The organism is Paenibacillus sp. FSL R7-0345, assembly GCF_038595055.1.
Classification (GTDB): Bacteria; Bacillota; Bacilli; order Paenibacillales; family Paenibacillaceae; genus Paenibacillus_AQ.
The window spans coordinates 4,452,805-4,472,467 of sequence record NZ_CP152002.1 but is presented as its reverse complement, the minus strand read 5'-3'; the positions used below and the strand labels follow the sequence as shown (position 1 = coordinate 4,472,467).

Annotated in this window: 18 protein-coding genes; 13 read left to right on the top strand and 5 right to left on the bottom strand. The window is 52.1% G+C overall.

Going from position 1 to position 19,663, the window contains the following annotated elements; translation table 11 throughout:
* Positions 1 to 59: 59 nt before the first annotated feature.
* The 5 genes from NST84_RS19240 (at position 60) to NST84_RS19220 (ending at position 4,944) form a co-directional block, all read left to right on the top strand.
* Entirely contained in the window at positions 60 to 932 is an 873-nt protein-coding gene (locus tag NST84_RS19240; RefSeq protein WP_342561774.1) for a 3-hydroxyacyl-CoA dehydrogenase NAD-binding domain-containing protein, read from the top strand.
* Entirely contained in the window at positions 929 to 2,137 is a 1,209-nt protein-coding gene (locus NST84_RS19235; protein ID WP_342561773.1) for an acetate kinase, read from the top strand. The genes NST84_RS19240 and NST84_RS19235 overlap by 4 nt, the downstream gene beginning before the upstream one ends.
* Positions 2,138 to 2,158: 21 nt before the next feature.
* On the top strand, positions 2,159 to 3,454 hold the full coding sequence (asnS, locus tag NST84_RS19230; protein WP_342561772.1) for an asparagine--tRNA ligase: 1,296 nt from the start codon (positions 2,159 to 2,161) through the stop codon (positions 3,452 to 3,454).
* Between the two features lie 22 nt (positions 3,455 to 3,476).
* Entirely contained in the window at positions 3,477 to 4,208 is a 732-nt protein-coding gene (locus tag NST84_RS19225; RefSeq protein WP_342561771.1) for a DnaD domain-containing protein, read from the top strand.
* Between the two features lie 217 nt (positions 4,209 to 4,425).
* A complete protein-coding gene (locus tag NST84_RS19220; RefSeq protein ID WP_342561770.1) occupies positions 4,426 to 4,944 on the top strand; it encodes a hypothetical protein in 519 nt (172 codons plus the stop codon).
* A 468-nt stretch (positions 4,945 to 5,412) separates the two neighbouring features.
* Here NST84_RS19220 and proC read toward each other — a convergent pair whose 3' ends face one another.
* The 3 genes from proC to proB form a co-directional block, all read right to left on the bottom strand.
* Positions 5,413 to 6,288 (bottom strand): pyrroline-5-carboxylate reductase, encoded by an 876-nt coding sequence (proC, locus tag NST84_RS19215; RefSeq protein WP_342561769.1) that lies wholly within the window; start codon positions 6,286 to 6,288, stop codon positions 5,413 to 5,415.
* Between the two features lie 216 nt (positions 6,289 to 6,504).
* Positions 6,505 to 7,752 carry a glutamate-5-semialdehyde dehydrogenase gene (locus NST84_RS19210; protein ID WP_342561768.1) on the bottom strand — a complete coding sequence of 416 codons (1,248 nt, stop codon included), beginning with the start codon at positions 7,750 to 7,752 and terminating at the stop codon, positions 6,505 to 6,507.
* 42 nt (positions 7,753 to 7,794) lie between these two features.
* Entirely contained in the window at positions 7,795 to 8,898 is a 1,104-nt protein-coding gene (proB, locus tag NST84_RS19205) for a glutamate 5-kinase (protein WP_342561767.1), read from the bottom strand.
* 85 nt (positions 8,899 to 8,983) lie between these two features.
* On the opposite strand from proB, the gene NST84_RS19200 reads away from it, so the two are divergent.
* A complete protein-coding gene (locus tag NST84_RS19200) occupies positions 8,984 to 9,202 on the top strand; it encodes a hypothetical protein (protein WP_342561766.1) in 219 nt (72 codons plus the stop codon).
* Between the two features lie 138 nt (positions 9,203 to 9,340).
* Complete coding sequence (locus tag NST84_RS19195; RefSeq protein WP_342561765.1) at positions 9,341 to 9,538, top strand: hypothetical protein; 198 nt, start codon at positions 9,341 to 9,343, stop codon at positions 9,536 to 9,538.
* A gap of 138 nt (positions 9,539 to 9,676) precedes the next feature.
* On the opposite strand, the gene NST84_RS19190 is transcribed toward NST84_RS19195, so the two are convergent.
* Positions 9,677 to 10,588 (bottom strand): LysR family transcriptional regulator, encoded by a 912-nt coding sequence (locus tag NST84_RS19190; protein WP_342561764.1) that lies wholly within the window; start codon positions 10,586 to 10,588, stop codon positions 9,677 to 9,679.
* A 98-nt stretch (positions 10,589 to 10,686) separates the two neighbouring features.
* Positions 10,687 to 11,256: a hypothetical protein gene (locus NST84_RS19185; protein ID WP_342561763.1), complete on the bottom strand. Its 570-nt coding sequence runs from the start codon at positions 11,254 to 11,256 to the stop codon at positions 10,687 to 10,689.
* Positions 11,257 to 11,477: 221 nt separating this feature from the next.
* Between NST84_RS19185 and leuC the strand changes: the two genes are divergently transcribed.
* The 6 genes from leuC to NST84_RS19155 all read left to right on the top strand — a co-directional run bounded on the left by leuC (position 11,478) and on the right by NST84_RS19155 (position 19,624).
* Positions 11,478 to 12,902 carry a 3-isopropylmalate dehydratase large subunit gene (leuC, locus tag NST84_RS19180; RefSeq protein WP_342561762.1) on the top strand — a complete coding sequence of 475 codons (1,425 nt, stop codon included), beginning with the start codon at positions 11,478 to 11,480 and terminating at the stop codon, positions 12,900 to 12,902.
* A 33-nt stretch (positions 12,903 to 12,935) separates the two neighbouring features.
* Positions 12,936 to 13,541 (top strand): 3-isopropylmalate dehydratase small subunit, encoded by a 606-nt coding sequence (gene leuD / locus NST84_RS19175; protein ID WP_342561761.1) that lies wholly within the window; start codon positions 12,936 to 12,938, stop codon positions 13,539 to 13,541.
* 512 nt (positions 13,542 to 14,053) lie between these two features.
* Positions 14,054 to 15,454, top strand: coding sequence for a group II intron reverse transcriptase/maturase (ltrA, locus tag NST84_RS19170; protein ID WP_342561760.1), 1,401 nt, complete (start codon positions 14,054 to 14,056; stop codon positions 15,452 to 15,454).
* Positions 15,455 to 15,641: 187 nt separating this feature from the next.
* Entirely contained in the window at positions 15,642 to 17,237 is a 1,596-nt protein-coding gene (locus tag NST84_RS19165) for an N-acetylmuramoyl-L-alanine amidase (RefSeq protein ID WP_342561759.1), read from the top strand.
* 162 nt (positions 17,238 to 17,399) lie between these two features.
* Positions 17,400 to 18,842: an N-acetylmuramoyl-L-alanine amidase family protein gene (locus NST84_RS19160; protein ID WP_342561758.1), complete on the top strand. Its 1,443-nt coding sequence runs from the start codon at positions 17,400 to 17,402 to the stop codon at positions 18,840 to 18,842.
* A 110-nt stretch (positions 18,843 to 18,952) separates the two neighbouring features.
* Positions 18,953 to 19,624, top strand: a complete 672-nt coding sequence (locus NST84_RS19155) for a GerMN domain-containing protein (protein ID WP_342561757.1) — start codon at positions 18,953 to 18,955, stop codon at positions 19,622 to 19,624.
* Positions 19,625 to 19,663 lie beyond the last annotated feature (39 nt).

Sequence of the window (19,663 nt, the reverse complement as noted above, 5' to 3'; positions counted from 1 at the left end):
TTTCGACAGACAAGGTACAATACAAAAGTATAGATACCTGAAAGGATGGAGACTTTTACATGAAGTTTAAAAAGATCGGTGTCATCGGCGGTGGCACAATGGGACAAGGGATTGCCGAAATGCTGGCAGCCAAAGGTCTGGATGTTTTACTGGTGGAGAAAACCAACGAAAGACTGGATTACTCCTATGAAATGATCGAGACAAATCTCGACAAGCAATTGGAGAAATGGGCAATTACCCAGGCTGAGAAGAAACTGATTCTGAGCCGTATCCAGAAAGTGACACATTTTGCTGAGCTCAGCTCCTGCGACATGGTCATTGAAACCATTACTGAAGATCTGGAAGATAAACAGAAAGTGTTTAACCAGCTTGACCAGGTATGTCCAAGCCACATTATTCTGGCCAGCAACACTTCTACTCTCAGCTTGACTGAGCTTGCCAGCTCTACCATGTATCCTGAGCGCGTAATCGGCATGCATTTCATACATCCTGTCGGCAAGGTGGATCTTGTCGAAATCGTGCGCGGTCTGAAAACCTCTGACAGCACTTTTGAAGATACCAAAGCTTTTGTTGATGAAATCGTTGAGAAGAAGGGCGTTATGATTTATGAATCCCCGGGATTTGTAACTTCACGCCTAATTTGCCTGTTCATTAACGAGGCTATGCATGTCCTGCAGGAGGGCGTTGCTTCCCCTGAGGATATCGACGATGCAATGCGTATCGGTTACCAGTTCCAGCACGGGCCGCTTGAAATGGCTGACCGTTTCGGTCTGGACTCCGTACTTGCCGCACTTGAGAACATGTTCCGTGAATATGGCGAGCTGAAATACCGCCCGTCCACAATCCTTAAGAAAATGGTGCGTGCCGGACAACTGGGTGCAAAATCGGGCGAAGGCTTCTTCAAGTATGACAAGGATGGTGACCGTGTATGAACGTTTTAGTAATTAACTCCGGTAGTTCTTCTTTGAAATATCAGCTGTACAATATGACTGATGAATCTGTTCTGGCTAAAGGTCTGGTAGAGCGTATCGGGATGGATTCCTCCATTCTGACCCACAAGCCGACCGGCAAACAGGAAGTAACTGAAGTCAGTGAAATTCTGGAGCACAACACCGCAATCCGCAAAGTGCTTGCCTGCCTGACTGACAGCGAGCATGGTGTAATCAGCTCCATTGAAGAAATCAATGCTGTAGGCCACCGTGTAGTGCACGGGGGAGAATTCTTCAAAGAATCTTCTTTGGTTAGCGGCGATGCTAAATCGAAGATCCGTCAATTGTTCGACCTTGCTCCGCTGCACAACCCTGCTGCAGTAATGGGGATTACGGCTACAGAAATTAATATGCCGGGTGTTCCGCAGGCTGTTATTTTTGACACTGCGTTCCATCAGACTATGCCTGAAAAAGCTTATATGTACGCCATTCCAAGAGTGCTGTACAACAAATACAAAGTCCGCCGTTACGGCGCGCACGGTACTTCCCATGATTTCGTAAGCAAAGCTGCTGCCGAGTATCTGGACCGTCCGCTGGAAGACCTGAAGATCATTACCTGTCACATCGGTAACGGTGCCAGCGTAACTGCAGTACAGGGCGGAGTATCCGTGGACACTTCCATGGGGATGACCCCGCTGGAAGGTCTGATGATGGGTACACGCAGCGGTGACCTCGATCCGGCAATCGTTCCTTATGTAATGAACAAGGAAGAGCTGTCCGTCGGCGAAGTGAACTCCATGTTGAACAAGCACAGCGGTCTGCTGGCTATTTCCGGCGTGAGCAGCGACATGCGCGACATCATTGACGGAGCGGAAAAGGGCGAAGCCAATTCCACGCTTGCTTTTGAAATGTATGAATACCGTCTGCGCAAATACATCGGTTCTTATGCAGCAGCTATGAACGGTGTGGATATTATCGTCTTCACAGCTGGTGTCGGCGAAAATGCTTCGCTGCTGCGTGAACGGGTACTGAACAATCTGACCTTCCTGGGCATCGAGCTTGATGCTGAGGCTAACAAGGTACGTTCCGGTGATCCGCGCCGCATCTCCACAGTTGATTCCAAAGTGCAGGTGCTGGTGGTTCCGACAAACGAAGAGCTTGTCATTGCCCGCGATACTTATCGCCTGGTGCAAGGAATTAACGGTTAAATTAGAGGAGAGATCTTAGGCATGGCTAACAAAAGTGTGATCAAGAATGTGAATGAGCATGTCGGAGAGAGTGTTGTCATCGGCTGTTGGGTGAACAACAAACGCTCCAGCGGTAAAATTCAATTCCTGCAGCTTCGGGATGGTACAGGCTATATCCAGGGCGTTGTAGTGAAATCGGAAGTGCCTGAGCAGGTCTGGGAAGATGCCAAGAGCCTCACCCAGGAAAGCTCGCTGTATGTAACCGGCATTATCCGTGAAGAGCCGCGCAGCCAGTCCGGATATGAAATGACTGTTACCGGTATTGAAGTGCTGCATCTCACTGAGAACTATCCGATTACCCCTAAGGAGCATGGCGTTGACTTCCTGATGGATCATCGTCATCTCTGGCTGCGCTCCTCGAAGCAGCGCGCGGTACTCGTGATCCGTGCGGAAATTATCCGTGCGATCCAGCAGTTCTTTAACGAAAACGACTTTACCAAGGTGGACCCGCCGATCCTGACACCAACCTCGGCTGAAGGAACCACCAACCTGTTCCATACGAAGTATTTCGATGAGGATGCCTACCTGACACAGAGCGGCCAGCTGTATATGGAAGCTGCAGCTATGGCACTTGGCAAGGTGTATTCTTTCGGGCCAACCTTCCGTGCGGAGAAATCCAAGACCCGCCGCCATCTGATTGAATTCTGGATGATTGAGCCGGAAATGGCCTTCACTGATCATGAAGAGAGCCTTGTAGTACAGGAGAACTTCATCAGCTTTATCGTGCAATCCGTCCTGACGAACTGCCGCGCCGAGCTTGAAGCGGTGGGCCGCGATGTCTCCAAGCTGGAGAACATCAAAGCACCGTTCCCGCGGATTACGTATGATGATGCGATCAAGTTCCTGAATGATAACGGGCATGAGATTGCATGGGGCGACGACTTCGGTGCACCGCATGAAACTGCGATTGCTGAAGCCAACGATAAGCCTGTGTTTATTACGCATTATCCGGCGTCATTCAAGGCATTCTATATGAAGCCGCATCCTGAGCGCCCTGAGGTTGTACTCTGCGCGGATATGATCGCACCAGAAGGTTATGGTGAGATTATCGGCGGTTCGCAGCGTATCGACGATCCGGCCCTTTTGGAGCAGCGTTTCAAAGAGCACAATCTTTCAATGGATACGTACAAATGGTACATGGATCTGCGCACCTACGGCTCCGTGCCTCACTCCGGCTTCGGTCTGGGACTTGAGCGCACAGTAGCCTGGATTTGCGGTCTGGATCATGTGCGTGAAACGATTCCGTTCCCGCGTACATTGTACCGTCTATACCCGTAAATAAAGTGAAAGGGGCAGAAGCATGGACGGCAAAGGATGGAATACCTGGGGTGAGGGCGCTGCGTTTGGCCTTCAGCACGGGATGGCCGTCATTCCTTATGCACTCTTAAAATATTACCGGAAGCTGAATCTTAGCGGCGACGAAGCCCTGCTGCTTATCCATCTGCTGTCTTTCCGGCAGGTGGAGGGCATTGAGTTCCCGTCGCTGGAGGATCTGCAAAGTGTGACCGGCCGGAGTATATCCGTTATTGCCGGAGAGCTGCAGAAGCTGATGAAGGAAGGCTTTATCAGCATCGACGGAACAAATGACGAGTTAAGGGATTTTCATTACGAGCAATACACATTTGCCGGGTTATTCAGTAAACTTGGCGCTGTCCTGGCTGAAGCCGCACAAGAGGCTGCTGACGGCAAGCCTGCCGGTACTAATCATTCGGCGCATGCTGTAACGCGGATTGCCGGCTATCCGGCCCCAGCTCCGGCTGTAGAGGCGGAGAGCCGTAATCTGTTCAGTATTTTTGAGAAGGAGTTTGGCCGGCCGCTGTCACCAATGGAGTGTGAGACCATCTCCGGCTGGGTGGATCATGACAGGTATCCGGAGGAGCTTATCCTGCTGGCGCTCAAAGAGTCTGTGTTTGCCGGCAAGCTTCATTTCCGTTACATTGACCGCATCCTGCTGGAATGGTCCCGCAACCGGGTGAAGAACGCACAGGACGTCAAGAACTATAACCAGAAATTCCGGGGCGGCGGAAGATGACGGTGAATATTGTAAGTCTGCTGCCTTGGGTAACCAGGGTGGCAGGCTTTTTTTATTTTAGTGATAGCAATTTTGCGAAGCAGGACGGGGGATTAAACAACAGCAAGAGCTTGCATCGATAAGAAGTTACAGGTAAAATTTAACTGTTGTGGTATGGAGCGGATGTTTTTATTTGCTGTCATTAGCAGAATAATTTGTTATGGTGTGGAGGGGAATTATGCGGATAAAAGGTATAGCCATTACTTTGGCGGCTGCAGCTGTTGCATTCAGCATCGCAGCAGTTGCTGTTACAATTGCGGGGAACTCGGAAGCCGGGCAAGATCAGGCTGCGGCAGGTAATTCAGCAGGGGTAAGCACTGAGAAGCAACCCGCTGCAATGCCGCCGGCTGAAGAAAATGTGAATGTTGTCGCAGAATTATTGAGCACGAGTGACGGGAAAGATTTATCAGTCACGCTGGCAGCAGGGAATGATACCAACTTTGCCGTTATGAACGAAAAACAAGGTGATATTTTAACGATGAGAGTCGAATCGGAGCAGGAAAATAAGCTCGAAATCGGCATTATGTCCGTCTCCAGCGATCAAGTGTACAGTGAGGTAATTCCGGACGGGACGGGGGAAATTAAGATTATAGTACCTGCAGACGGGGAATATCGGATGTACATCAAAAATCACTCATCAAACGAGGCTAAGTTCCGCTTGATCCTGGATAAGCCGCTCACAGGTCCGCTAGTATGACTTTTGTCCATTTAAGAAAAACGGAAAGTGAAAAACGGAAAGTGGAAGACCAGCAAAAAATAACTCCCCCGCCAGTCGTCTGTAATGGACGTTGACGGGGGAGTTGCTATAAGTGCGTTGGGCCGGACCAGGGTTAGCTGGTGTGCTGCTTCCATCGCTACTCTGGCGTTTAGTTGTAGTCTGTACACTTAAAACACCTGTTTTAGTAGATCAGACATCCTTTAAGTGTAGTTTATACAACTATAATTCCGAAAAAGGGTCATTTGAGCTGATTTGGGCAACTTTAGTTGCACAGAGTGCAGTTATATGAACATAAGGTAAAAATCTGTTGTTTATAGTTGTACAGAATACACTTATCGGGCTAGAACTGGGACTGTACGCTAAAAAGCGCTGTAAGCTGCCTGGTGAACGGTTTGTGCCAACGTTATTGTACGTTACTGCGTCAGCTTTTCCGGATCATCCGGATGGTTACTGGTTTTTGAACAGCTCTTTCTCCACGGCTGCTCCCATTTCACGGGAGCGTTCAGCACAGCGGTTTACTGCAGCGATGACAGTTTCGAAGAAGTCGCCCTTTTCCAGTGTTTCGATTGCGGCCTGGGTGGAGCCGTTCGGCGAAGTGACCTTTTTGCGCAGGGAAGCCGGGGTTTCGCCGGTCTGCTGTACCATGCGGGCAGCTCCCAATACGCTCTGTACGGTCAGCTCTGAGCTTTGCTCAGGGGTTAAGCCGCCGCGGATGCCTGCAGCGGTCATTGCTTCCATCATGTAATAGATGTAAGCCGGTCCGCTGCCGGAGATCCCGGTCAAAATTTCCATCCGTTCTTCCTCGATAACGGAAGTGATGCCTACCGATTCGAATATATTCAGTGCGAGACGACGGCCGGCCTCGTCAACTTCCTTGGAGAAGGCGATGCCTGTTGCGCCAAGTCCGATCGTGCTTGAGGTGTTCGGCATTGTGCGGATTACGGGCTGAGGTGTGCCAAGCAGGCCCTGAATCGTACGGATGGTTAAGCCGGCAATGACGGATACAATCAGCTGGTTCGGCTGAAGCAGCGGAGCCAGCCCGCGCAGTGCTTCAGCAGCATCCTTGGGCTTCATTGCCAGGACAATGACCTGGGCATTCTTCAGGATTCCCGCTTTTTGCTGAGGGTCATTGCTGCCCTGCACGCCATAACGGCTGCGCAGCTCAGCAAGCCGTTCGCTGCTGCTGCGGTTGAGCATGGTAATGCTGTCGGAGGCAATAACATTGCGGGAAATCATGCCCCGCACAATGGCTTCCGCCATCGAGCCTGCCCCATAGAACGCGATATGATCCTTAATTAGCGGTATGGATGGTTGCTGACACATGTATGAGTCCCCCTAAAAGTTTTGTGAGCGTTACCCCACTTGAATCTCTACGTACAAAACTTGCTTCGGAAGCATAGGCTTAAGTTTTGTGAGCGTTACCCCACTTGAATCTCTACGTACAAAACTCGCTTCGGAAGCATAGGCATAAGTTTTGTGAGCGTTAGCCCACTGAATCCTCTACGTACAAAACTTGCTTCGGAAGCATAGGCTTAAGTATTATCCCCTGATTTGCCCGTTGCCGCGGATTTTATATTTGCTGGAGGTCAGTGCAGGCAGACCCATAGGTCCGCGTGCGTGCAGCTTCTGGGTGCTGATGCCGATTTCGGCGCCAAAGCCGAATTCGAAGCCGTCGGTGAACCGGGTTGATGCATTATGGTATACCGCTGCAGCATCTACCTCCTGAAGGAAACGTGCGGCGTGACCGTCATCCTCAGTAACAATACATTCGGAATGCTTGGTACTGTACTCGGCGATATGGCGCAGCGCTTCATCCAGTCCGCCGACAATGCGGACATTGAGAATGTAGTCATTATATTCGGTTGCAAAATCTTCTGCTGTTGCCGGTACTGCCCAAGGGATAAGAGCCACTGTTTCCGGACAGCCGCGCAGCTCAACATTTACTTTGCGGAAGGCTTCAGCAAGCGCAGGCAGATGTTCAGCGGCAAAGTCACGGTGGATCAGCAAGGTTTCCATGGAGTTGCAGACAGACGGGCGCTGGGCTTTGGCATTAAGGCTGATGCGCTCGGCCATTACAGGGTCGCAGCCTGCGTCCAGATAAGTATGGCATATGCCTGCCCCTGTTTCAATTACAGGTACGGTGGCGTTCATTACAACATTTTGGATTAGCGAGCTGCCTCCCCGCGGGATAATGACATCCAGCAGGCCGTTCAGCTTGAGCATTTCATCAACGGATGAACGGTTCGGATCTTCAATCAGCTGGAGAGCCGCAGCAGGTAGGGCTGTTTTTGCCAGCGCGGTATGCAGCACTTCAACGATTTTACGGTTTGAAGAAAGAGCAGAGGAGCCGCCGCGTAGGACTACAGCATTGCCTGTCTTCAGGCAAAGACCGGCAGCATCTACCGTTACGTTCGGACGGGCTTCGTATATAATGCCAATGACTCCGAGCGGGACGCGGATTTTTTCAATAGAAAGTCCGTTAGGGCGCTCAAAGGCTTCGAGCGTATCGCCGACCGGATCAGGCAGAACGGCAATTTGCTGCAAGCCTTCGGCGATTGCGCCGATCCGGCCGACATCCAGTGCGAGACGGTCGAGCATCGATTCAGGAGTCCCAGCCTTACGGCCGCGCTCCAAATCCTCGGCGTTGGCGGCAATAATGGACTGGGCCTCCTGGCGCAGGGCATCAGCCATGACAAGCAGGGCTTCATTTTTCTGGCCGGTAGTCAGGCTTGCCAGAATCCCCGTAGTCTCTTTAGCTAATGTAGCTTTATTAATGACTTCACTCATATTGTTCCCCCCTGAAAGATAGTGTGTTCATTGCTGAATCTGTTAACGCAGCGTAATCCATTCATCCCGGTGGATGACTTCAAGCCGGTGGACCTCACCAAGCTTTGGTAGGATCTCACGGCTGGGCAGACCCTGAATGCTGCGGAGCTGGATATCATCATAGTTGACGATCCCGCGGCCCAGTAGAGTGGCATCCGGTCCAAGCACCTCCACGACATCACCGGAGTGGAAGCTGCCCTCAATCCGTTTGACGCCGACCGGCAGCAGGCTGTGCCCTCCGTGGAGCAGTGCTTCTACCGCACCGTCATCGACATAAAGGGAGCCGAGCGGCGTGGACATAAAGCCAAGCCACTGTTTTTTGACCGGCAGGGAGGAGAGGGTGGTGTCAAAATAAGTCCCTTTCCCGGTTCCGGCTGCAGCCAAGCGCAAATCTCCGGGCTCCGAGGCCCGGCCGATAAAGACCGGCACTCCGCCGCGGGTAGCAATTTTGGCGGCATCAATTTTGGAGCGCATCCCGCCCGTTCCGACACTTGAGCCCGCGCCGCCTGCAAAGGCATAAATTTCCGGCGTGATTTCCTCGACGCGGCTGAAGCGGACAGCTTCCGGATTTTTGCGCGGGTCTCCGCTGTACAGCCCGTCCATGTCAGTCAGCACCAGCAGGCGCGAAGCCTTCAAAAGATTGGCGACCAGTGCTGAAAGGGTATCATTATCCCCGAACTTCAGCTCATCGACTGATACCGTATCATTTTCGTTAAATACCGGAATGGCGCCCTGTCTCAGCAGCTCTTCAACCGTCATCATCGCGTTATTCATCGCCCGGCGGCTGCAGAAGTCTGTGCGGGTCAGCAGAATTTGGGCTGTCGGCAGTCCGTGCTTGGCAAAAGCCTCCTGATAAGCCTGCATCAGCATAACCTGCCCGACGGCCGCCGCCGCCTGCTTCTCATGCAGCAGCTTCGGTCTGGAAGCATAGCCGATGCCGCGGAATCCGGCTGCGACTGCCCCTGAGGTGACCAGCAGCACCTCGCATCCGTCCTGGCGCAGAGCGGCGAGCTCAGCAGCGAAGAAGGCCACGGCTTCGCGGTTCAAGCCGCCCTCAGGACCGGTCAGCGAGCTGCTGCCGATTTTGACTACAATACGTGTTGCCACTGTATCTTCACTTCCCCTTTAACAATATCTGATTCTAAAAAACGACAAAAAGCCCCCATCCTAAGACTAAGCAAAGGACGAAAGCATGGTTAACTTCCGCGGTACCACCTTCATTGATGAGGGAACATCCGACTTCATTCTCGTAACGGGAGTATCCGTCCTGCAGGAAGCAGGCCGCTCGGGGGTAGGATTCAGAAATAACAACCGCGGTAAATTCTCTCAGCCTTCCGGAATTCACTCTCTGCTCGCGGATAGAGACATTTCTTACTGGTCCCGTCTGCACGTTTCACTATTTGACAATTAGAATACCATGGCGGTGTGCGGTTTGCAAAGGGAGTTGCCAGGAATATTTTTATGCGCTGCAGCAGCAGTGAAATAAGATGTTTATCCCCGGGGGGAACGGGTAAAGTACTAGTAATCTGTTACCAGGAGGTGCATTCACTTGAGTAAAGACAAGCAAATCACGCAGGAACAGACTGAAAATGCCAAAGAGGCAGCGGAATTTCAGAACCAGGCGATCCGGGATTTTGTTGAAGAGCGTGCCAATGACTCCAGGACCAAAGGACCGGTTGATGAGAGCACAGCCCGTATGCCGGATAACCAGAACCGGATGATCACTCAGCATAACCGCCAGATGTAAGGATGCTGCTGCAGGCACAGACGATAACCCATCACTTATGAGCTGAAAATAGGACAAATACATGAAAGGCTCCTGGATTTCCGCTAACCAGCGAAAGCCCGGGAGCCTTTTAATGTGTTCTGCAAGGCCGGAACGGCGTCAGGATTCCGCGAGACCAGCCACCGTGTCCTTGAAAGTTTCAATAAACACCTCGGCAGCCTTGGACAGAAAGCGGCCCCGGCGATAGGCAATAACCAGCGTCCGGCTCGGTACCGGCTCAGCCAGCGGCAGATACACGGGGACAAATTCACTCCGCGGGGCACGGGCGATGAAGTGAGGCACCAGCGTAACTCCCATACCTGTCGCTACAAGCGACTGGATTGTCTCCATATTGTTGCTTTGAAAAACGATCTTCGGCTCAAAGCCGGCTTCCCGGCAAAGCTCCATTGTCATCTTGCGGAAGCCCTGGCCTTCTTTGAGTACAATAAAGGGTTCGTCCTTCAGTTCTTCTAAAGATGTCCGGATTCCTTCAGCCTTGCGTACAGCAAGCGGATGATCCGGCGGTACAGCCAGGTCGATCCGCTCCTCACCTAGTACCTCATAGGCAAGTGTCGGAACTTCCAGCGGCAGGGAGAGCAGGCTTAAATCGGTCTGGCCCCCGGCAGTCAGCTTTTCCAGATTCATAGAGGAATCCTCAAGCAGCGAAATTTCAATCTCCGCATAGTTCTGCTTGAACACCGGCAGGACATGGGGGAGAAGGTGGGCGCCGGTAATCGGCATGCTGCCGACAACCACCCGCCCGGTGCGCAGCTGCGAAATATCCGACATCTCCTGGCGCAGCAGCTCAACCGCGCTGAGAATCCCTTCAGCCTGCTCGACAAACCGTTCTCCGGCATGCGTAAGCTCCACTGAGCTGGTATTGCGCTGAAACAGCATCACGCCGAGTTCTTTTTCCAGCTTGGACAGCTGCTGGCTGAGTGAGGGCTGGGCCACATGCAATTTCTCGGCAGCCCGTGAGAAGTTGCGCTCCGCTGCGATTTGCAGCGCGTACTGCAATTGTCTTAATTCCATAATTGTACCCCTTGTTTGCTTATAATACTTATAAGTATAGCCTATAAGGGGTCTTTTTAATATAGCCTTAGAGCAAGAGGACCCCTTAAGGGGTTCTCTTATTTCATTTCGGCGAGTGCTTTATCCATCTGCGCTTCGTTGGCTTTGACAGAGTCACTGTCAACAGCCTCAATGCCGCGATAGGTGTACTTGGTATTTTGGTAAAAATCAAAAGCAAAGTCCTTAATCGGTTCCCCGTCAGCATGCTTACCCTCAACTACGACAGCTTTGAAGAGATTGGTCAGCATGTACCCGGCATCCCCGGTATGGGCCAGATAATTGCCGGCATTGTACTCTTCAACCACTTGTGATTCAAAGTCCATAAGTTCTTCAGGAGAAGGGGAGTAGGCCTTGGCCAAAACCTCCACTGCATCTGCCTTTTGAGTAGGCTCTGTGTCTGACTGGGCAATCTGTGTGATTGCCGACTCCCAGCTTACGGACGGATTGCCGGCGGCCGGATCAGCAGCAGGCGTATCAGTAGCGGGCGCAGCCGTTGCCTGCACTTCTTGTGTAGCAGCCGGAGCTGCCTGGTCCGCCTTTTCATTTCTTGCTGCAATCTGCCCGATGATACTGCCCAGGACAACTACCAATACCCAGAAAATCCAGCTCTTGTAAAATGGTTTTTTCATTATTCTTTCTCCCCCAAGTCTAGTATTTTTGAAAAAGATTTTATCAGATTTCAGAGCGGATTCAAAAATACATACCCCATTTAAGCTGCTTATAAGCGCTGACTATTAGTTTTATAGAAATCATATCTTGGAATTATAAACACGGCGATGTTATATTTAGAGCATTCAAGAGAGACTCCACACTCTCTTCCAATGAACGATTCTACTAATGAGGTGAAATCATGAGCAACAAGACAATGTTTGAGAAAATCTGGGACAATCACGTTATTCATTCTGAGGAAGGCAAGCCAAGTATCATTTATATCGATCTGCATCTGGTGCACGAGGTTACTTCCCCGCAGGCTTTTGAAGGACTGCGCCTGAGCGGCCGCCCGGTTCGCCGTCCGGAGCTTACTTTTGCAACGATGGACCACAACGTTCCGACTAAGGACCGTTTCAATATTAAGGACCCTATCTCCAAGCAGCAAATTGATACGCTGTCGCAGAACTGCCGCGATTTTGGCGTAAGACTGTTTGACCTGAATGACATCGACCAAGGGGTCGTACACGTTATGGGGCCGGAAATCGGTCTGACCCACCCGGGCAAAACCATTGTCTGCGGCGACAGCCATACCTCCACACACGGCGCTTTCGGCGCACTGGCCTTCGGTATCGGTACTAGTGAAGTTGAGCATGTACTTGCAACCCAGTGTCTGCAGCAGTCCAAAGCTAAAACGATGGAAGTCCGGTTTACCGGCAGCCGTAATCCCGGCGTAACCGCCAAGGATATGATTCTCGGCGTTATCGCTAAATACGGAACGGACTTTGCAACCGGATATGTTATCGAGTACACCGGCGAAGCGATCCGCGAGCTGTCGATGGAAGAGCGTATGACGGTCTGCAACATGTCGATTGAAGGCGGGGCGAGAGCAGGTCTGATTGCTCCTGATGATACTACCTTTGAATATCTGCGCGGCCGTGAATACGTACCGCAGGGTGAGGCTTTTGATGCTGCTGTTGCTACCTGGAGAAATCTGGTGAGCGATGAAGGCGCACAGTATGATACTGTAGTTGAATTCGATGTGGAAACACTGATTCCGCAGGTAACCTGGGGCACAAGCCCGGGTATGGGTACAGATATCAGCTCCAGTGTACCGAATCCGGCAGATTTCACAACTGAAAATGAACGTAAAGCTGCTGAAAAGGCGCTTGAATATATGGATCTGGCACCAGGCACCCCGATGTCTGAAATCGGCATTGATTATGTCTTTATCGGCTCCTGCACCAACGGCCGGATCGAAGATCTGCGCGCTGCCGCCCAGGTAGCCAAAGGCCACAAGGTATCCGACAAAGTTACTGCAATTGTAGTTCCCGGCTCCGGACGCGTTAAAATGCAGGCGGAGAAGGAAGGTCTCGACAAAGTATTTACCGAAGCTGGTTTTGAGTGGCGTGAAGCAGGCTGCAGTATGTGCCTGGCAATGAACCCTGACGTTCTGCAGCCTGGACAGCGCTGTGCCTCAACCTCGAACCGTAACTTTGAAGGACGCCAGGGACGCGGCGGACGCACGCATCTGGTATCTCCTGCAATGGCGGCAGCTGCTGCAATTAAAGGCCGGTTTACTGATGTCCGTGACTGGAATTACAAGACGGAAGCCGTCAACGCATAGAAACTTTGAGAGAGAGCGGGAGGAAATAACACTATGGAAGCTTTTAAACAATTAAACGGAATCGTTGCCCCGGTTGACCGGGTAAATGTAGATACAGATGCTATTATCCCTAAGCAGTTCCTGAAACGGATCGAACGGACCGGATTCGGCCAGTTCCTCTTTTATGAATGGCGTTTTGACGAAGAGGGCAATGACAACCCTGCCTTCGAAATGAATAAGCCGCGTTATGAGGGAGCATCCGTGCTGATCTCGCGGGCCAACTTTGGCTGCGGCTCCTCCCGGGAGCACGCTCCATGGGCTATTATGGACTATGGCTTCAGAGTGGTAATCGCGCCTTCCTACGCCGACATTTTCTATAATAACTGCTTCAAAAACGGTATTCTGCCGATCAAGCTGTCCGAAGCCCAGGTGGATGATCTCTTTAACCGCACAGCTGAGCATGTTGGCTATAAGCTCAACGTGGATCTGGAGAATAAAACGCTGAGCGATGATTACGGGCTGAGCATCAGCTTTGAGCTGGATGAGCACCGCCGCCAGTTCCTGCTGCAGGGCCTGGATGACATCGGACTGACGCTTAAGCATGCCGACGATATCGCTGCTTATGAAGAACGTCACGCTGCCAAGCTCTTCGCCAGATAAAGACAGCAGGTCTTTAAACTTTACAAATTTTACACAAAACTTCTATTTCCGGGTACCGGAGATAGAAGTTTTTTTGCTAGTGCGCCCGGCATGGGCGATAACTAGGCGGTGAAAGTCCGCTACAGGCTTGGCAGTAGGAACTGTTAGCCAAAGGCAAGGGTGTCCGCCGCGAGGCGGAATCTGAAGGAAGCCGGAGGCAAACCCTCGGTCTGACGAACAGAAATCACATAGAAGGCATACTGGGACGGACGAGCTTGCTACATAAAGCGAAGTCCAATACTGCCCGAATCCCAGCATGTAAATGTGGCAGATAGATGAGGGGAAGGTTATCGCTCTTACCCGGGGAGGTCTCACAGACGTCCGGTAGGAAAAAAAAAATCCGAACGACGGAGTAAAGCTTGCTGTGAGAAGTCAGCAGAAGCCATAGTACCGGGAAACTTTTTTTTTTTTTCTCGCGGGAAGGGCCGAACAATCGTAAGTCTCGAGTACAGACCGGAAGGAGAGCTGGCGCGATGAAAGCAGAATACCGAAAGGGCTGCCCGCAAAGGGATAGCGTGGAACGCGAAGAGTATGCGGGAGTGCGGAGTGCCGGCATTCGGGAACGTAGAGAAAGAGGCGGTGCAATGGACCTGCTCGAGCAGATTCTGGACAGAGATAATCTGAACAGAGCCTACAAGCAGGTCAGACGCAACCATGGCGCGCCAGGAATCGACGGAATGACCGTCGAAGAGGCGCTGCCCTGGCTGCAGGAACACAAGGACGAGCTTTTGCAAAGCATCCGGGAGGGCCGGTACAAGCCTAGCCCGGTACGGCGCAAAGAAATCCCCAAACCAGATGGAAGTGGAGTGCGGAAGCTTGGCATCCCTACGGTGATAGACCGCGTGATTCAACAGGCGATTGCCCAGCAGCTACAGCCCTTGTTTGAGCCGCTCTTCGCAGACGGAAGTTACGGCTACCGCCCCGGGCGGAGTGCGCAGCAAGCCATCCGCAAGGTGAAAGATTACGCACAGCAAGGCTATAGCCACGCAGTCGAAATCGACCTCTCTAAATATTTTGACACCCTGAACCATGAACTGCTAATGAATCTGCTACGTAAGCAAATCCCGGATCACCGTGTAACCGAGCTGATTAAGAAGTATCTGAAAAGTGGAGTTATGGAGAACGGGGTGCATAGCAAAACAGAGGAAGGTTCTCCGCAAGGAGGCCCCTTATCTCCACTGCTTGCGAATATTTACCTGAATGAATTCGACCAGGAAATGAACAGCCGTGGAGTGAACGTGATTCGGTATGCAGATGACATCGTGGTACTAGCGAAAAGCAAACGGGCAGCGACGCGGCTTCTGGAATCCTGCCGGAAGTACCTGGAGAACAAACTAAAACTCCAGATGAACACGGAGAAGAGTAAGGTCGTGAGCGTAGTGGCGCGGAAGCATTTCAAGTTTCTTGGCTTTGCCTTGGGGAAGAACAGGGATGGGGCATATATCCGGGCCCATAGTCAATCTCTCGCCAAAGCAAAGAAAAAATTGAAAGAACTGACGAGTCGCAGTCAGGGCAGGAAGGTCAGGGAAGTGATGGAGAAGGTGAAAGTCTACATTCGCGGCTGGATTGGCTACTTTTATGTAGCCGATATAAAGCGAATTTTGCAAAGCTGGAGTCAATGGCTGCGTAGAAGACTGCGGATGTATATCTGGAAGCAGTGGAAAAAGCCCAAAACAAAGGTACAAAACCTACGGAAACTGGGAATACCGGAGTGGCAGGCCTACCAATGGGGGAACTCCCGCCTGGGTTACTGGCGAGTAGCCGGAAGCCCGGTACTGTCCCGTACGATAACAAATGAAAAGCTCGCACAGGCCGGGTATTATGACTTCCCGGCACAGTACGAGCATTTACGAAAATTGCACTTAAGCGGTTGAACCGCCGTATACCGAACGGTACGTACGGTGGTGTGAGAGGTCGGCTGCTCAGTTAATGAGCAGCCTCCTACTCGATTAATCGATATATTCATTGCCTGCACAGGCAACTTTTGGAGATTTCTGTCGTCTAAAGCTTATCTGTGTCTTTTTTGAAGTATCTATTATTTGCCAAAAGGAGAGTACAGGAATGAGAAGAGCCGGACAACGGGTGTTACTGCTATTGCTGCTGCCGCTGCTGCTGTTGTCACTCGGCGGCCGGGATGCCGCTGCTGCCGGAAGCGGTACCGGCAGAATCGTGATGGACAACCGGGAGCTTGCGCTGCCCCAGGGAATCAGCCTCGAGAACGTAAATGGAAGCGTTATGATTCCTATCCGGGTCGTAGTTGAGAACCTCGGCTTTGAGGTGCTGTGGGAACAAAAGACAAAGAAAGTGACGGTTCAGCAGGATGGGAAAACGGTTCAGCTGGCGGTTGGCAGCAAGACCGCAGAGGCTGACGGAGTAACGCTGGCCCTTAATGCGGCACCCAAGCAGAACGGGGGAACCGTGCTTGTTCCGATCCGGTTTGTCAGTGAGCAGTTCGGGCTCAAGGTCGGCTGGGATAACAGCGACAAGACCGTCTATTTGAGCGGAGGGCAGACAGGCAGTACTGCGCCTACCACAGATCCGCTTCCGGCGGTTACTGCATCTCCGCAGCCTGCTGCAACGGCCACGCCTCAGCCTACAGCAGCACCAACGGCTGCGCCGTCTCCGACAGCTGTAACAGGTCAGGATGATGACATTACGGGCGGGGTTAACGGTCCGGTATCTACTCCGGTTCCCGGCAGTGCAGGAACAGTTGCTACTACACCGCAGGTACTGGGGGCCGTATTCAGTGAGAACCGGCTGATTGTGGCGGCGGCAGGAGGTGCCAAGCCTGCTGTGTCCAGACTTAGCAATCCTGACAGAATTATCGTCGATTTCGCAGGTGCAGCCTTTGCTTCTGATTTTGTCGGCAGCCTGCCAAGCGTCGCCCCGAACGGTACACCGCAAGGCAAGCTTGACGTTTCAGGGTATCCGCTGATTACGGAGGTAAGATATGCGCTGTTCAGTACAAGCCCCTCTACTGTCCGGTTTGTTATTCAGACAGTCGGCAGCCAGCCGTACCAGCTGAGCTCAGACGACAGCACAGGGCTTGTAACGATTGATCTCAACAAAGCAGGCGGCAGTCCTGTGGCCGGTAACGGAAGCTCAGGCAAGCCGGTTGTAGTACTTGACGCGGGACACGGCGGCAAGCAGCCGGGGGCAGTGAGCCCTAACGGCAAACTGGAGAAGGAAATGAATTTTGCAATTGCCAATAAAGTCGGCGCACTGCTTGCCCAGGACGGCAAAGTTGAAGTTGTATATACCCGCACGACGGATATGACCCTCGGGCTGCAGGACCGGGTTAATATTGCCGAGGCCGCCAAGGCCAGCCTGTTCATCTCGTTCCACGGTAATTCGCTAGATGCTACCTACCCTAACCGGGAGAAGATTAACGGCAGCGAAACCTATTATTCAAGAACCGAGAGTCTGCCGCTTGCCCAGATCCTGCATAAGCATCTGGTAACGGGTACCGGATTTAAGGATAACGGTGTCCGGAGCAAGAGCCTCCATGTTACACGTGAGACCAGTATGCCGGCCGTGCTGCTGGAGGTCGGATATCTGACCAATCCCGGAAATGAAACGGCTATGTTCACTGAAACACTGCAAAACAATCTGGCAAGGGAGCTTGTTGCCGGAATCTATGAATATCTCGGACTGTAAGAACTTTAAGGGCTGATGAAATGTGAGGAAAGCGGATGTTTTCTGGAATTAATTCGCAACTTTTAAGCTGCAGAGGCGTCTAACCATTGTCGAAGGTTGTCAGTGGCCAGGTCATCACGAACGCCATAAGCTGGCGGAATACTAGATTCATAGAGGTGAAGGATGAAGAAATTTGCTTTTACACTGTTGCTGATGCTCTTTGTACTGGTGTTGCCGGAGCATGGACAGGCTGCTGCCGCGAACAACAAGATTTTTCTCGACGGAAAGGAACTGACTGCAGGTCAGAGCGCTCCGGTCGAGAATGTAGGCGGCTCCGTGATGGTGCCGCTTAGAATGATCTCCGAAAACCTCGGCTACAAGGTCGACTGGGATCAGGCCAGCAAGACGGTAACGATCGGGCAGACAGGAACTACAATGAAGCTGGTTGTAGATCAGACTGCTGCTTCGGTTAATGACAAGACCGTGATACTCACTAATGCCCCTCTGAACCGTAACGGGACAACACTGGTACCTATCCGGTTTGTCAGCGAACAGTTCGGGCTGACTGTCAGCTGGGACAACGATCAGAAGATCGTAACTCTTATTACCCCGGAAAGCGGCGGTAATAACACGGGCTCAGAGGGCGGAGCCGTTGACGGCGGGTCAACCGTAGTCGTTCCTCCGGCAGAGCCGGCGAAGAACCTGACAATGGTAAACGGCATCAGCTTCAATGAGAACCGTCTGACCATTGCCATGGATGGTAACGCGGTACCTAAGGTATCCAAGGTAACCGGACCGGACCGGGTCGTAATTGATCTGGAGAACGCGACATTCTCTGATCTGTTCGGAACCGGGCAGGTGCTGAATCCCGATCTCAGCGGCAGTCTTGCAATAACCGGTTATCCGGATGTGACCGCTATCCGTTACTCCCTGTACAGCACAAGTCCTTATACTGTGCGTTTTGTAATTGATACGACCAGCGCCAAGAATTATTCTGTCGAGGTTTCAGGCGATACCTCCAAGCTGATTGTTGTTGATCTGAATGCAGTCAGCACAGATAATCCGTCAACCCAGCCGGGCAACAACGGCCGGAAGCTGGTAGTGCTGGATGCCGGGCACGGAGCCAAGGATTCAGGGGCTGTTGGCGTAACAGGGAAATACGAAAAGAACTTTAATCTGGCTATCGTACTTAAAGCAGCGGAGCTGCTCAAAAAAGAAAATAATATTGACGTCGTGCTGACCCGCAGTGATGACACCTTCCTTGAGCTGAAGGACCGGGCGGCGATGGCCAATAACCTTAACGCGGATCTGTTTATTTCCGTTCATGCGAACAGCAGCGGCTCCTCAGCCGCAAGCGGGACGGAAACGTATTATCAGCGGGAATCCAGTAAGGCGCTGGCTAACGTGATGCATAAGTATCTTGTGCAGGCTACCGGTCTCAGTAACCGGGGAGTACGCTACGGGAATTTCCACGTCATCCGTGAAACCAAGATGCCTGCAGTCCTCCTGGAGGTTGGCTATCTAAGCAACAAAGGCGATGAATCGCTGCTGTTCACAGAAAGCTTGCAGAATAAGGTAGCAGCGGGCATGGTTAGCGGAATCAAAGAATATCTGGGATTGAAATAGCAGCCACGCGGCAGATAAGGGCCGCAAAGTCTTGTCTGGCCTCTTTAGTGGCGGTCTGACCAGACTTTGCCTTCCTGTCTGCCCATATTCATCTATAGGGGGTAATGTTGATGAACAAAAAATTAACGTATGCAGCAGTTTCTGCTGTACTTCTGATGCTTATTGCCGGCTGCGGGGATAAACCGACTGCGGCTCCAACCGTTGACGCCGCGCAGAACAACACTGAAGCTGTAACCGGGGCTGGAGGAAATGCGGAAGCAACTCCGGATAATGGAGCGGACAGCGCCGGAGAGATCATTGAACCTTCTGCTGCAACTGCACCTTCGGCAGAACCAAGCCCAACTCCGGCGGCGACAGCTGAACCGGCGCAGCCGCAGAAGCAGAGCCAGAGCATCGAGGTCTATTTCACCGACCCTCAGCAGCTGGATCTGATCAGTGTGGCAGCAACAATCAGCTTCGCCAATGACACAGAGAAATACACCGAAAGCTTTAAGGCGCTACAGACCAGCAGCAACGCAGAGCAGATTTCGCTCTGGGGCGCCATCGAGCTGAAATCGCTTGAGTTCAAAGACGGGCAGGTTACGCTGGACATCCATAAGCCGGATGAAGCACAGCTTGGAGCCGGCGGCGAATCGATGGCAATCAGTGCCCTCGCCAAGACATTCTTCCAGTTCGCCGATGTAAAGGCAGTTGAGCTTCTGGTTGATGGCGAGCAGGTGGAAAGCCTGATGGGACATGTGGATCTCGAGCATCCAATGACTAGAGAGAACAGCGGCTTGTAGCACCAGGTGCAGGAATTACGGCTCAGGCCGGCGAATCAC

Bases quoted from the DNA above. Each gene is read 5' to 3' on its own strand.
- NST84_RS19235 (WP_342561773.1), top strand. From the start codon at position 929: ATGAACGTTTTAGTAATTAACTCCGGTAGTTCTTCTTTGAAATATCAG.
- asnS (WP_342561772.1), top strand. From the start codon at position 2,159: ATGGCTAACAAAAGTGTGATCAAGAATGTGAATGAGCATGTCGGAGAG.
- NST84_RS19220 (WP_342561770.1), top strand. From the start codon at position 4,426: ATGCGGATAAAAGGTATAGCCATTACTTTGGCGGCTGCAGCTGTTGCA.
- leuD (WP_342561761.1), top strand. From the start codon at position 12,936: ATGGAAGCTTTTAAACAATTAAACGGAATCGTTGCCCCGGTTGACCGG.
- NST84_RS19240 (WP_342561774.1), top strand. From the start codon at position 60: ATGAAGTTTAAAAAGATCGGTGTCATCGGCGGTGGCACAATGGGACAA.
- NST84_RS19210 (WP_342561768.1), bottom strand. From the start codon at position 7,752: ATGAGTGAAGTCATTAATAAAGCTACATTAGCTAAAGAGACTACGGGG.
- NST84_RS19190 (WP_342561764.1), bottom strand. From the start codon at position 10,588: ATGGAATTAAGACAATTGCAGTACGCGCTGCAAATCGCAGCGGAGCGC.
- leuC (WP_342561762.1), top strand. From the start codon at position 11,478: ATGAGCAACAAGACAATGTTTGAGAAAATCTGGGACAATCACGTTATT.
- ltrA (WP_342561760.1), top strand. From the start codon at position 14,054: ATGAAAGCAGAATACCGAAAGGGCTGCCCGCAAAGGGATAGCGTGGAA.
- NST84_RS19160 (WP_342561758.1), top strand. From the start codon at position 17,400: ATGAAGAAATTTGCTTTTACACTGTTGCTGATGCTCTTTGTACTGGTG.
- NST84_RS19200 (WP_342561766.1), top strand. From the start codon at position 8,984: ATGGTTAACTTCCGCGGTACCACCTTCATTGATGAGGGAACATCCGAC.
- proC (WP_342561769.1), bottom strand. From the start codon at position 6,288: ATGTGTCAGCAACCATCCATACCGCTAATTAAGGATCATATCGCGTTC.
- NST84_RS19165 (WP_342561759.1), top strand. From the start codon at position 15,642: ATGAGAAGAGCCGGACAACGGGTGTTACTGCTATTGCTGCTGCCGCTG.
- NST84_RS19155 (WP_342561757.1), top strand. From the start codon at position 18,953: ATGAACAAAAAATTAACGTATGCAGCAGTTTCTGCTGTACTTCTGATG.
- NST84_RS19225 (WP_342561771.1), top strand. From the start codon at position 3,477: ATGGACGGCAAAGGATGGAATACCTGGGGTGAGGGCGCTGCGTTTGGC.
- NST84_RS19185 (WP_342561763.1), bottom strand. From the start codon at position 11,256: ATGAAAAAACCATTTTACAAGAGCTGGATTTTCTGGGTATTGGTAGTT.